This window comes from Rhizobium anhuiense bv. trifolii (assembly GCF_024346605.1).
In the GTDB taxonomy this organism is placed as follows: Bacteria; Pseudomonadota; Alphaproteobacteria; order Rhizobiales; family Rhizobiaceae; genus Rhizobium; species Rhizobium anhuiense.
Map to the genome: position 1 here is coordinate 1565997 of NZ_CP098803.1, position 13207 is coordinate 1579203.

At 63.4% G+C, this 13207-nt stretch carries 10 protein-coding genes; 4 read left to right on the forward strand and 6 right to left on the reverse strand.

Annotated features, from left to right (window positions below):
- Positions 1-4: 4 nt before the first annotated feature.
- The gene (gene dmeF / locus NE851_RS16335; protein ID WP_254961578.1) at positions 5-1069 is read left to right on the forward strand and encodes a CDF family Co(II)/Ni(II) efflux transporter DmeF; all 1065 of its coding nucleotides are present in this window, start codon (positions 5-7) and stop codon (positions 1067-1069) included.
- A 107-nt stretch (positions 1070-1176) separates the two neighbouring features.
- Positions 1177-2097, forward strand: a complete 921-nt coding sequence (bla, locus tag NE851_RS16340; protein WP_183909311.1) for a class A beta-lactamase — start codon at positions 1177-1179, stop codon at positions 2095-2097.
- 499 nt (positions 2098-2596) lie between these two features.
- Here the strand turns inward: bla and NE851_RS16345 are convergent, their stop codons facing one another.
- Both NE851_RS16345 and NE851_RS16350 read right to left on the reverse strand, forming a co-directional pair.
- A complete protein-coding gene (locus NE851_RS16345; protein WP_254961582.1) occupies positions 2597-4936 on the reverse strand; it encodes a glucose/quinate/shikimate family membrane-bound PQQ-dependent dehydrogenase in 2340 nt (779 codons plus the stop codon).
- Between the two features lie 178 nt (positions 4937-5114).
- The gene (locus NE851_RS16350; RefSeq protein WP_048338340.1) at positions 5115-6617 is read right to left on the reverse strand and encodes a protein adenylyltransferase SelO; all 1503 of its coding nucleotides are present in this window, start codon (positions 6615-6617) and stop codon (positions 5115-5117) included.
- A 248-nt stretch (positions 6618-6865) separates the two neighbouring features.
- On the opposite strand from NE851_RS16350, the gene NE851_RS16355 reads away from it, so the two are divergent.
- The gene (locus NE851_RS16355; protein ID WP_254961583.1) at positions 6866-8317 is read left to right on the forward strand and encodes an MFS transporter; all 1452 of its coding nucleotides are present in this window, start codon (positions 6866-6868) and stop codon (positions 8315-8317) included.
- 17 nt (positions 8318-8334) lie between these two features.
- Here the strand turns inward: NE851_RS16355 and NE851_RS16360 are convergent, their stop codons facing one another.
- Together NE851_RS16360 and NE851_RS16365 are read right to left on the reverse strand one after the other, a co-directional pair.
- Complete coding sequence (locus tag NE851_RS16360) at positions 8335-8568, reverse strand: hypothetical protein (protein WP_254961584.1); 234 nt, start codon at positions 8566-8568, stop codon at positions 8335-8337.
- A gap of 21 nt (positions 8569-8589) precedes the next feature.
- Complete coding sequence (locus NE851_RS16365) at positions 8590-9537, reverse strand: homocysteine S-methyltransferase family protein (RefSeq protein WP_048338342.1); 948 nt, start codon at positions 9535-9537, stop codon at positions 8590-8592.
- A 229-nt stretch (positions 9538-9766) separates the two neighbouring features.
- Here NE851_RS16365 and NE851_RS16370 point away from each other — a divergent pair, with 229 nt between their 5' ends.
- The gene (locus NE851_RS16370) at positions 9767-10435 is read left to right on the forward strand and encodes a TetR/AcrR family transcriptional regulator (RefSeq protein ID WP_047614276.1); all 669 of its coding nucleotides are present in this window, start codon (positions 9767-9769) and stop codon (positions 10433-10435) included.
- A 14-nt stretch (positions 10436-10449) separates the two neighbouring features.
- Here NE851_RS16370 and NE851_RS16375 read toward each other — a convergent pair whose 3' ends face one another.
- Positions 10450-10974 (reverse strand): DUF1697 domain-containing protein, encoded by a 525-nt coding sequence (locus tag NE851_RS16375; RefSeq protein WP_047614278.1) that lies wholly within the window; start codon positions 10972-10974, stop codon positions 10450-10452.
- Positions 10975-11012: 38 nt separating this feature from the next.
- A complete protein-coding gene (locus NE851_RS16380; RefSeq protein WP_097623225.1) occupies positions 11013-13121 on the reverse strand; it encodes a S9 family peptidase in 2109 nt (702 codons plus the stop codon).
- Positions 13122-13207 lie beyond the last annotated feature (86 nt).

Genomic DNA, 13207 nt, shown 5'->3' on the forward strand with positions numbered 1-13207 from the left:
TGTAATGCGTGCCGGAATCGACAAGGCTGGAATGGACGCCCTGGAACACGACCATGTCTTCCTCGGCGCCGATCACACGCGCAATGAGCGGCGCATCTGGCTGGTGATCGCGCTGACGGCGGTGATGATGGTGGCGGAAATCGCCGCCGGCACCGTCTACGGCTCCATGGCCCTTGTTGCCGACGGCTGGCACATGTCAACCCATGCCAGTGCGCTGCTGATTTCGGCGCTCGCCTATCTCTTCGCCCGTCGGCAGGCGCGCAATCCGCGCTTCACCTTCGGCACCGGCAAGCTCGGCGATCTCGCCGGCTTTGCCAGCGCCATCGTCCTTGCCCTGATTGCCCTGCTGATGGCCTGCGAAAGCCTGCTGCGCCTTTCTAACCCCGTGCCGATCGGTTTTGCCCAGGCGATTGCCGTCGCGGTCATCGGCCTTGCCGTCAACCTCGCCAGCGCCTGGCTGCTCGCCGGCGGCGGCCATGCCGGGCATGGCCATCATTCGCACGCGCATGGCCAGCATGCGCACCACGGCCACCATCATCACGCTCACGGCGATCACGGGCGCCATGGACATGGCGATCACGGGCGCCATGGACATGGCGATCACGGGCGCCATGGACATGGCGATCATGCCCACCACACAAAGACTGGCGACAACAATATCCGCGCCGCCTACCTGCACGTCATCGCCGATGCCCTGACCTCCGTGCTCGCCATCGCGGCGCTGACGCTCGGCAGCCTTTACGGCTGGCTGTGGCTCGATCCGCTGATGGGCATCGTCGGCGGGCTAGTCATCGCCAACTGGTCATGGAGCCTGATGAAATCCTCCGGCGGCGTCCTTCTCGACGTCGTCCCCGAAGGCGAGACGCTGCCGGCCGAAATCCGCGGCGCCATCGAGACGGAGGACGATCGGATCACCGATCTGCATGTCTGGCAGGTCGGTCCCGGCCATCATGCCGCGATCGTCGCCGTCCTCACCTCGCAGCCGCGCGACCCGGCCTTCTACAAGGGCAGGCTTTCGGGCCTGGAGGAATTGTCCCATGTGACGGTCGAGGTCACCCGCGCCGCGTGACCAGTGCGGACGATAGAGGTCGCTCGGCGGGCGAAGAAGTCGCCGCGTTGACGACAAGTCGCCGCAATCGCTCCTTAGCTCTGTCCTCCCACCCGCCGGAGGATTTCATGGATCTCAGTTTGACCCGCCGCATGCTGCTCGGCTCGGCCCTTTGCCTGCCTGCGATGGGCCTGCCCGCGCTGGTGCTTCCCGCCAATGCCGAGGAGGGGACCAAGGAGGAGAATACCGAGAAGGGCGACGACGACATCCAGCACCGCCTTGCTGCGCTCGAAAAACGCACCGGCGGCCGTCTCGGCGTTTCGGTGCTCGACACTGAAACGAGCATCTCCTTCGGCTATCGCGGCAGCGAGGCCTTTCCGATGTGTAGCACCTTCAAGGCGCTGGCAGCAGGTTTCGTGCTGGCCCGTGTCGACAAGGGCGAGGAGAAGCTCGACCGACGGGTGACTTATGGCAAGGACAAACTCGTCGACTATTCGCCGCTCAGCGAAAAACATGCGGGCACCGACGGCATGACCGTTGCTGAACTCTGCGAGGCGGCGGTGACCGTCAGCGACAATACCGCCGGCAACCTGCTGCTCGAAAGTTTTGGCGGGCCGGCAGGACTGACCGATTGGCTGCGCTCGATCGGCGATGGCACCACGCGTCTCGACCGCACCGAACCGACGCTGAACGAGGGCAGGAAGGGCGATCCACGCGACACGACGACCCCGGAGGCGATGCTCGACACGCTCGGCAACCTGACGCTCGGCTCGGTGCTTGCCGAGGCTTCCTGCGACCGGCTGATCGCCTGGCTGGTGGCCAGCACCACAGGCAAGGAACGGCTGCGGGCCGGTCTGCCCCAGGATTGGAAGGTCGGCGACAAGACCGGCACCGGCCCGAACGGCTCTCTCGGCGATATCGCCGTCATCTGGCCGCCGGATCGCGGCCCGATCGTCGCTGCCGTCTATATCGCCGAGGCGACCGCACCGGTGACGGAACTCAACCCGGTCTTCGCCGAAGTCGGCCGCATGATCGTCGAGATGGTGTGAATCATTAGATATGCGGCGGCGGGTGTAGGATTTCTCCGCCAAATGAGCCGTGACCCATTGATCATCGATCAATACCCCGCACAGGTTCATGCAAGTTGTGTCGCGCCAACTTCATCAATTACTTAGTGACGTTCTTGATATATTTCGAATAAAAGGGATAACACAAAGCCTATTGCAAACAGCATCGAAAAAGAGCGCAACGAATATTTAAACCCAGAGGTGTTGAAGATGACTTCCCACAGTCGCTGCCCTCCAATGATTGTCAAACTTATCAAAAACGACCGCAAGGCAACGAATAGGAACGGTTTCATCACTTGATGCTCCTGAGTGAAGGCCTGTCAATGCCTTTGGCATTTGACCGGAACTAGCGATTTAGCTACGCGAGCCTGCGAGTCAACGCCTCGGTCATGTCGTTTTTGCACTTGCACGGTTCACAGTTTACATCTCACGATTGTCGTGCTCAATCGACTGGAATGTGGTTCGAGGCGTAGCTTCCCCATCAAGGCAGCGTATAGGCGATCACGTAATCGCCGGGCTTCGTGCCGACCGAGCCGTGGCCGCCGGCGACCATGACGATATATTGTTTGTTGTCATCAGCCATATAGGTCATCGGCGTCGCCTGGCCGCCGGCGGGAAGCCGTCCCTGCCAGAGCTGCCGCCCACTCGTCACGTCGTAAGCGCGCAGATAGTTGTCGACCGCAGCCCCTAGGAAGGCGACGCCGCCCTTGGTCAGTATCGGCCCGCCGATGCCCGGCACGCCCACCTTGAAGGGCAGGGGTAAGGGCGTCATGTCGTGCACGGTGCCGTTCTTGTGCATATAGGCGATCTTGCCAGTGCGCAGGTCGACGCCGGCGACATAGCCCCAGGGCGGCGCCTGGCAGGGGATTTTGAGCAGCCCGAGGAAGGGACCCATGAAGACGCCGTAGGGCGCGCCGTCATTGCGGTTGAGTCCCTGTTCGCTGCCCTTCTCGTCCTGGCCCCTCGGCGGAATGTCGGCCGCCTGCACCAGGCGCGAGGTGAAGGCGAGATAGGTCGGCATGCCGAACATGATCTGCCGCTCCGGATCCACGGCCACCGAGCCCCAGTTGAAGGTGCCGAAATTGCCGGGATAGACGATCGTGCCGACGAGCGAAGGCGGGGTGTAGCGGCCCTCGTAGCGATAACGGTGGAAGTCGATGCGGCAGGCGAGCTGGTCGAACAGCGACACGCCCCACATGTCCTTTTCCTGAAGCGGCTCGGGCGAGAAGGTGAGATCGGAGATCGGCTGGGTCGGCGAGGTATGATCGCCGGCAACAGCGCCGCCCGGCGCCGGGATTTCCTTGACCGGAATGATCGGTTCGCCGGTCCGCCGGTCGAGCACATAGATATCGCCCTGCTTGGTCGGGCCGACGAGCGCGGGAACGGTCGTGCCGTCCTGCTTCGTCAGGTCGATCAGAACGGGCTGTGCCGGCACGTCCATGTCCCAGAGATCGTGGTGCACGGTCTGGCGCACCCAGCGCAGCTGGCCGGTGGCGATATCGAGCGCGACGATCGAGGAGGAGAATTTCTCGACATTGTCGCTGCGGTTGATGCCGAGCTGATCAGGCACCTGGTTGCCGAGCGGGAGGTAGACCATGCCGAGCGCCTCGTCGACGCTGAAGACCGACCAGCTGTTCGGCGAATTGGTGGTATAGGTCTGCCCTTCGGTGATCGGCGTCGTCACGTCGGGATTGCCGGAATCCCAGTTCCAGATGAGCGCGCCGGTATTGATGTCGAAGGCGCGGATGACGCCGGACTGCTCCTGCGTCGAGTAGTTGTCGTTCACCGCCCCGCCGATGATGATCTTGCCGGCCACCGCGACCGGCGGCGAGGTGGAATAATAATAACCGGCCGGGTTGTAGCGCATGCCGGCTTCCAGATGCAGCACGCCCTGATCGGCAAAGCTGGTGCAGATCTTCCCGTCCGCCGCATCGAGCGCGATCAGCCGGGCGTCCGAGGTCGGCAGGTAGACGCGCTCGGCGCAGGGCTGGCCGGCGGCAACGGTTGGATCGGCATAATAGGTGACCCCGCGGCAGGTCTGATGCTGCCGGTCGGGGTTCATGCCGGAGTTGGCGTCGTACTTCCATTTCTCCTTGCCGGTCTTGGCGTTGAGCGCGATCGCCCAATTATGCGGCGTGCAGAGATAGAGCGTGTCCTTCACCTTGAGCGGCGTCACCTGATAGGTGGTCTCGCCGACATCCTCCGGCCGCTTGACGTCGCCGGTCTGGTATCGCCATACCTCCTTGAGGGTGGAGACGTTTTCGGCGGTTATCTGGTCGAGCGGCGAATAGCGCTGGCCGAAGGGCGTGCGGCCGTATTGATGCCATTCGCCGTCCGGCACGCTGCCGCCGAAGGCGGGGCTGGCGGCGACCTTATCGGTCGGCAGATCGCCGGCGAGATCATGCGGATCTGTGGTCATCGAATAGAGGGCGACGAGAATGGCGAGGATGACAGGTATGGCGAGCGGCCAGGGATTGGCGCCGTAAGTGAAGCCGGTCGGGCTGCGCAGGCCGAGCGGCCGGCGGATCCAGGGCGTCAGCAGCCAGAGCCCGAGCAGGATGATCATGCCGCCGCGCGGACCCAGCTGCCACCAGTCGAAGCCGACCTCCCACACCGCCCAGCCGAGTGCGGCGATGACCAGCACCGCATAGACCCAGAGCGCCACCGCCTTGCGCATCAGCAGCAGCCCGGCGGTGATCAGGAACATCAGCCCGGCGAACAGATAAAAGACGCTGCCGCCGAGCGTGACGAGCCACAGCCCGCCGCCGCCGAGGGCCAGCCCGATGATGATGAAGAAGATGGAGGTGATGACGATCGCCATAAGGCTGTATCTCCCGCTGAGGTTCGCCGGGGTGAGGGATCGGCGGAAAAGTCCCGCCGATCAGCCAGATAGCGCGAAGGAGATGCCTTTCAACGGCCACAATTGCCGCAGGCTGTCGTCACGTTTTGGATACCCTGAACTGGGCTTGGTGCTGGTTGTGAGGAGATGACGACGCCTGTTACGTCCCGCAGAAGGTCGCGAGCACCCGTTCATCCGGCTTCGGCGGTGCCCGATAGGCGGCAAAGCCCGGCTGATCCTCATAGGGTTTTGAAAGCACGGTCAGCAGCGCCTCGAACAGCGAGAAATCGCCGTTCTCGACCGCGGCCTCGATCGCCTGCTCGACCCGGTGATTGCGTGGAATGAAGGCCGGATTGACGCTACGCATGGCAATGGCGCGCTCGGTGGCCGTCTGCGGTTCGCGCGACAGCCGCTCGCGCCACTGCGCAAGCCAGGCGCCGCAGGCCTCCGGTTCGCGGAAACTCGCCGCAAAACCCGGCTCTGCCGCGTCATCGCCGGCAAGATCCGACAGCCGCCGGAAGGTCAGGGTGAAATCGGCGGCCTGCGTCTGCATCAGCGACAGCAGTGCCTGCACCAGTTCGAGATCGCCATCCTCTTGCCCGGCAAGGCCGATCTTCTCTCGCATGCCGGCCAGCCAATGCGCCTGGAACCGTTCGCCATAATTCTTGATCACCACATTCGCCTTGTCGACGGCGCTGTCGGGATTGGCGTCGATCAGCGACAGCAATGTCTCGCCGAGCCTTGCGAGGTTCCATTGGCCGATGCCCGGCTGGTTGGCATAGGCATAACGCCCGTGCTGGTCGATCGACGAGAAGACGATCGCCGGGTCATAGGTATCCATGAAGGCGCAGGGGCCGAAATCGATCGTCTCGCCGGAGACGGTCATATTGTCGGTGTTCATCACGCCATGGATAAATCCGACATGCAGCCAGCGGGCAATCAACGCCGCCTGGCGCTCGGAGACCGCATCGAAAAGCGCGAGATAGGGGTTCTCGGCCTCTTTCAGCGCCGGATAATGCCGGTCGATCACATAGTCGGCCAGCGCCCGCACGCCGTCGGTGTCGCCCCTGGCCGCGAAATACTGGAAGGTGCCGACACGGATATGGCTGGCTGCGACGCGGGTGAAGACCGCGCCCGGCAGCACCTCTTCGCGATAGACCGGCTCGCCTGTCGTCACCGCCGCCAGCGCCCGCGTGGCGGGAATGCCGAGCGCAAACATCGCCTCGCTGATGATATATTCCCTGAGCACCGGCCCGATTGCCGCCCGGCCGTCGCCGCGACGCGAAAAAGGCGTCGGGCCCGCACCCTTCAGCTGGATGTCATAGCGCTTGCCGTTGCGGTCGATCACCTCGCCGAGAAGGATCGCCCGCCCGTCGCCGAGCTGCGGCGAGAAGCCGCCGAACTGATGCCCGGCATAGGCCATGGCCAGCGGTTCGGCCCCTTCGGGCAGGAGATTGCCGGAAAAGATCGCCGCACCGTCGCGGCGCAGGGCCTCGACGTCAAGCCCGAGCTCGGCGGCGAGCGGCTCGTTCAGCTTGATCAGCCAGGGCTCCGCCACCGGCGTCGGCGCCTGCGGCGCAAAGAAGTGCTGGGGCAAGCCGACATAGCTGTTGTCGAACGGAAAGGCCGCACTGGGCCGGTTTGTCTGCAGGGCGGAGGTCATCACTCATAGGTAGGGCTGGGATGCATGCCGCGCAAGCCGGGAGATGAAGACCTTCACGAAGAGCGGACGAGTGCAAGGAATCGTGATCTGCCTTTACCTCTCGTCAAAGCAGCTTTGCCATAAAGGACATAGCGCCGCCATGATCGCCGGCGTATAGCAAATCGTCTCTCCTTGGCCTTGCGCCATGTCATCTCCGCGGCCCAGCTGCTTCGTGTGCTCCGCCGCGCCACCGCGAGTGATTCCGGACGATGTCGGATCAGATTTACCAGGCGCCGATGGTTCGGCGCGCCGCGCCCAATTTCCGGGTGATCGCGATGATTGTCGCGAGTGCGATGCTGATGGAAAATATCGATGCGACCGTGCTGGCGACGGCGCTGCCCACAATGGCGCGCGATTTCGCCGTCAGCGCGCCGGCCATGTCGATCGCGCTCACCTCCTATCTCCTGAGCCTGGCGATCTTCATTCCGGCAAGCGGCCGGATGGCCGACAGTTTCGGCTCGCGCACCGTCTTCCGCGCCGCCATCGCCGTCTTCGTCGCCGGCTCCATCCTTTGTGCGCTCGCGCCGACGCTGTCCTTCCTGGTGCTGGCGCGGCTGCTGCAGGGCATGGGTGGCGCGATGATGATGCCGGTCGGGCGCTTGGTGCTGATGCGCAGCGTCGACCGCAAGGATATGGTCAGCGCCATGTCATGGCTGCTCGTGCCGGCGCTGATCGGCCCGATCATCGGTCCGCCGCTCGGCGGCTTCATCGTCACCTATCTCGACTGGCGCTGGATCTTCTATATCAACGTGCCGGTCGGCATCGTCGGCATGATCTTCGTCTCGATCTACATTGACGAGGTGAAGGGCAAGGCCAGCGGTCCCTTCGATACGATCGGCTTCATCCTCTCCGGAATCTCGCTCGGCTCGCTGCTCTTCGGCTTCGAAATGTCGAGCCATGAAGGCGAGGGCGCCTTCTCGATCGTCCTGATCGCCCTTGGCCTCATCTTCGGCATCGCCTATCTCAAGCATGCCCGCAAACACCCGTCGCCGATCATGGATTTCTCGCTGATGAAGGTGCCGAGTTTCGGCACGTCAGTCATCGCCGGTTCGTTGACGCGCATCACGCAAGGGGCGCAGCCCTTCCTGCTGCCGCTGCTTTTCCAGATCGGCTTCGGTCTGTCTGCCGCCGCGGCCGGCCAGATCGTCATCGCCACCGCGATCGGCGCGCTCGCCATGAAGCCGATGGCAAAGTTCGTCTTCAGCCGGCTGGGCTTCCGCCGCAGCCTCGTCCTCAACGGCATCTTCGGCACGATTGGCTATGGCCTCTGCGCCGCCTTCCGGCCGGACTGGCCGATGCCGCTGATCTTCGTCGTCCTGGTGCTCAGCGCCTTCTTCCTGTCGTTCCAGTTCACCGCCTATAACACCATTGCCTATGACGAGATCGACAAGGAGCGGATGAGCTCGGCCACCAGCTTCTACACCACCTTCCAGCAGCTGATGCTGTCGCTCGGCATCTGCATCGGCGCCTTGGCGCTGCACGGCTCCATGGCCCTGTCAGGCGCCGAAACGCCCGCCCTTGGCGATTTTTCGGCAGCCTTCGTCGTCGTCACGATCATCTCGATCACCGCGACCTTCTGGAACCTGCGCTTCTCCCCGACCGCCGGCGAGGAGATCAGCGGCTACAAGGCCAAACCGGCGAAAGGCGTCGCCAAAGGCTGACGCCGTCTTTCCCTTCGTCAGAAGCCGACCGGCTCCCGCAGCCGCCTGCGTCGCGAGGACCGGCCCTCACGCCGCTCCGCCTGAAGCCCGGAGGTCACCTGGCCGTCGAAGGCGAGATCGCTATCGCGCAGCGCCACCTCCACGGCCGCCTCAGGCTCGGGGCGCCTGTGCCGTCCCGTGATCGCAAGCCACAGATCGTGCCAGCCGTGCTCCCGTGTCACCACTCCCATCATCGTCCATCCAATCGTCATTCTCTCCTCCCTCTCAGGTCGTCACGCCGCCTGCGGCAGGCATGCCTCGCAGATCGCCGCGACATGGCGGTGGTCGGTGCCGCAGCAGCCGCCGAGCACACGCACCGCGGGCATGCGGTCGAGCAGTCTGCGGTAGCGGCGGCCGAGATCTGCGGGATCGCCGGCATCCAGCGTCTCGCTATTGTCCAGCTGTTCGTGGCTCATGGTCGAGGCATTGGCGCGGATGCCGGAAATGCGCTTCACCCAGGCGCTTTCGGGATCGAGCGCGGCTTCGAAATGCGTCGGATGCGCGCAGTTGATCATGTAATAGGCCGGCGCCCCGCCGGTGGCCGCATCCGTCGTCTCGATGGCGTCCTGAATGCTGCGGCCCGTCACCAGCCGGCCATCCGTCTCCAGCGTGAAGGAGATGGCCGAGGGCATGCCGAGCGCCTGTGCCGCCCGCGCCACGCCGATCGCCTCGTCGATATTGGTCAGCGTGAAGGCGCTCACCATATCCGCCTCCGTACCGGCGAAAGCCGCGATCTGGAAGGCGTGGTAGTCCTCCGCCTCGGCCGCATCCATGATGCCCGCCTTATAGCCGTCGCCGCGCGGGCCGATCGCGCCGCTGATGACGATCTGCTGCTCCGGCCGCTCATAGGCGCTGCGCAAGCCGACGAGCAGGTCGACGGCCTCCTCGTTGACCGCCTTCAAGGCTTCGCTGGTATAGCCGAGCTTCTGCCCCCAGTCCGGATTGGCCCGCCATGTGGCAGTGTCGAGCACGAAGCCTGTGCCGTGGCGCCGTGCGATATCGAGGTAGCGGCGATAGTAATTCCGCATGCGCTGCCGCCCCTCTTCGGAAGCCAGCAATATGAAGGCGGCAAAATGCGGAAGTTCGATCCCTTCGTGAAATATCAACGTCGTTTCCATGCCGCCATCGGTAATGAAGGTGCCGCCTTTGAGTTGCGGCAAACCGTTTCTGTACTTTGCCATTGTGAAGTCTCTCCCTCGCAGCGCCAGATACGGCTGCTGTCGATGAATGATGTTCTGACGCTTATTCGGCTGCCAAACTAGGCGACTTGAGGTATACTCCAGGCGGTTTTGGGTTTTGCCGATGGATATCAATTGCTTGCTTCAGTCGATGCTGCCGGGGCGATGGCAGATCTGAATATGCGGCGCTGAAAACCGTACCGCCGGTACAGGAGCCAGGGCAGGAGGGGACATGCGAAAGGGCGAGGAAACGCGGACCCGCATCCTCGATGTGGCCGAAGCGGCGGTCTTGCAGAAGGGTTTCGGCGGCACCTCCATCGAGGAGCTGATCGCCGAGACCGGCATCACCAAGAGCGGCTTCTTCTATCATTTCCGGGACAAGAACGAGCTCGCCAAGGCGCTGCTCAACCGCTACATCGAAAATGACGAGCGCATCTACGATGAGATCTTCAGCCGCGCGCGCGATCTGGTCGACGATCCGCTGCAATCCTTCCTGCTCGGTCTGAAGCTGCTGTCCGAACTGCTCTCCGACCTGCCGAACGGCCATCCCGGCTGCCTCGTGGCGACCGTCTGCTACTACGAGCGGTTGTTCGACCGCGAGATACAGGAGACCAATCGGAATGCGGTGCTTGCATGGCGGCGCCGTTTCGGCCGCATGCTGCGGGAGATCATGGCCATCTATCCGCCGCGCGAACCCGTCAATGTCGACCAGCTCGCCGACATGGTGTCCTCCGTCCTGGAAGGCGGCATCGTCCTGTCGAAGACGCTGAAGGAGCCGAACACGCTGGCCGAACAGGTGCTGATGCTGCGCACCTTCGTGAAGATGCTCTTTCTGCCGGTGGTGGAAATGCCGAGGGCGTCGGGCGATTCAACTTTTCTTGGAAGCGCAGAACCGCACTGACTTTTTGAGGCCCCTCAGTCCTTGCCTTCCAGCGCCGCTGCCAATTCGGCGAGCTTGCGCACGGTATTGAGATTGCGCGAGGTTGCGGGCTTCAGCGCCGACAGTTTCAGCTTCGAGCGGCCGGATCCATTGGGATAATGCACATAGATTTCCCGGCCGGCGAGCTTGGCCTCCTCGCCATCGGGCGCCACCATCTTTTCCAGCGCATCACCGGGTGCCTTTTCGGGCAGGAAGTGGACGAGCAGGAAGTTCGGCTTGGCCTCGGGAAAGGGGGCGTCGGCAGCGATCTTGTCGAGTTCTTTGCGGCTGCGCACCATCACCCCTGGCCGCTTGCCCATCTTTTTGCCGAGCGCTTCGTCGAGCCGCTCCTCCACCGTCTTTTCCGCCTCGTCCGAGCGGAAAAGCACGTTGCCGCTCTGGATGTAGGTCTTCACCTCGGTAAAGCCGAGGCCTTCGCAGACTGCCTTCAGCTCGGCCATCGGCAGAGAGCTGGTGCCGCCGACATTGACGGCGCGGAGTAGGGCGACATAGACGGGCATTTCTCTCTCCCTGGCCTCTGTGACGCCCCACCCAACCCTTACATCTTCCCCGCAACCTTGATCGCAAACGCATACTCGAAGGCGATCTCTTCCAGCCGCTGGAAGCGGCCCGAAGCGCCGCCATGGCCGGCGTCCATATTCGTCTTGAGCAGGATCGGCGCGTCGCCGGTCGTCTTATCGCGCAGCTTCGCCACCCATTTGGCCGGCTCCCAATAGGTGACGCGCGGGTCCGTCAGGCCGCCGAGCGCCAGAACCGGCGGGTAGGCTTTCGCACCGACATTGTCATAGGGCGAGTAGGAGGCGATCTGCTCGTATTCTTCCTTGCTGTCGATCGGGTTGCCCCATTCCGGCCACTCGGGCGGGGTGAGCGGCAGCGTATCGTCCAGCATGGTGTTGAGCACGTCGACGAAGGGAACGGCGGCAATGATGCCGGCGAACTTCTCCGGCGCCATATTGGCAACCGCGCCCATCAGCATGCCGCCGGCCGATCCGCCCTCGGCGATGATCTTCGCGTAAGAGGTGAACTTCTGTTGATTCAGATAATCGGCCGCGGCGACGAAGTCCTTGAAGGTATTCGTCTTCTTGTCCATCTTGCCGTCTTCGTACCAGGCAAACCCCTTGTCCTTGCCGCCGCGGATATGGGCGATGGCATAGACGAAGCCGCGGTCGGCGAGCGACAAGCAATTGGTGTTGAAGCCGGCCGGAATGGTGATGCCGTAGGCGCCGTAGCCGTAGAGAAGGCAGGGTGCCGTGCCGTCGAGGGGGGTATCCCGGCGATAGAGCAGGGTGACCGGCACCTTCTCGCCATCCCAGGCCGGGGCGAAGACGCGGCGGGTGATGTAGTCGTCGGGATTGTGGCCGGACGGCACCTCCTGCGTCTTCAACAGCGTGCGTTCGCGCGTCACCATGTTGTAGTCGTAGAGCTGCGACGGTGTCGTCATCGAGGAATAGGAGAAGCGGATGATATCCGTGTCGTATTCGGCTGCACCCTGCAGCCCCAGCGAATAGGCTTCCTCGGCAAAGGCGATCGCATGCTCCTCGCCGGTCGCCCGGTCGCGGATCATGATCTGCGGCAGCCCGTCCTTGCGCTCCAGCCAGAGGAGATGGCGGGCATAGGCCATGTGGCTGATAACAAGCGTGCCGGGCTTGTGCGGCACCACTTCGCGCCAGTTTTCCTTGCCCGGCTTATCAACCGGCGCTTCCATGATCTTGAAATCCTTGGCGCCGCCGTCATTGGTCAGGATGTAGAAGACGTCGCGGCCCTCGGTCAGCGAATATTCGATGCCTTCCTCGCGCGCCGCCACAAGCTTCGGCTCGGCGGTCAGGTCCTTGGTCGACAGCAGCCGGTATTCGCTGGTCTCGTGGTCGTGAATGTCGATATAGATGAAATCGTCGAGCAGCGAGCCGCCGACGCCCATGAAGAAGCCGGCATCCGGCTCTTCGTAGACCAGCCGGTCTTCCGACTGCGGCTGGCCGAGAATGTGGTGGAATACCTTCGACGGCCGGTGGTTCTCGTCCAGCGCCGAATAGAAGAAGCTCTTGCCGTCGGGCGCCCAGACGCCGCCGCCGCCGGTATTCTCGATCCGGTCGGCAAGGTCCTCGCCGGTTGCGAGATCGCGGACCTGCAGCGTGAAGAATTCCGAGCCCTTGTCGTCATAGCCCCAGATGCCGCGGCTGTGGTCGCTCGTATGGTCGAGACCGGCGAGGCGGAAATAGGCCTTGCCGGCGGCCTCCTTGTCGCCGTCGAGCAGCACGGTGCGGATCGTCTCGTCGGCGACATTGCCGTCGCGGGCGATGCGGAAATAGCGCGGCTGTTCGCCGCCGGTGACATAAAAGGTGCCGTAGGCATAGGCGCCGTCCTTCATCGGCACCGAGCTGTCGTCCTCCTTGATGCGGCCGCGCATTTCGGAAAACAACACCTTCTGCAGCGGCTTGGTGTCTTCCATCGCTGCGTTCATATAGGCGTTTTCGGCTTCCAGATGCCGGCGGATATCAGGGTCGAGGATCGACGGATCCTTGAACATCGCCTGCCAGTTGTCGGCGCGCAGCCAGGCATAATCGTCCGTGCGGGTAATGCCGTGGCGCATATCGGAGATCGGCTTCTTCGGTGCGGCAGGCGGTGTCGGCAGACTTTTGAAAACGGACAAGGAATGGCTCCGGTGGGAATGTCGGGTTGGCAAGAGATAGAGGCGCACCGGCCCCGGATCAAGCGGCAAGGATGCGCCAAGGGTCG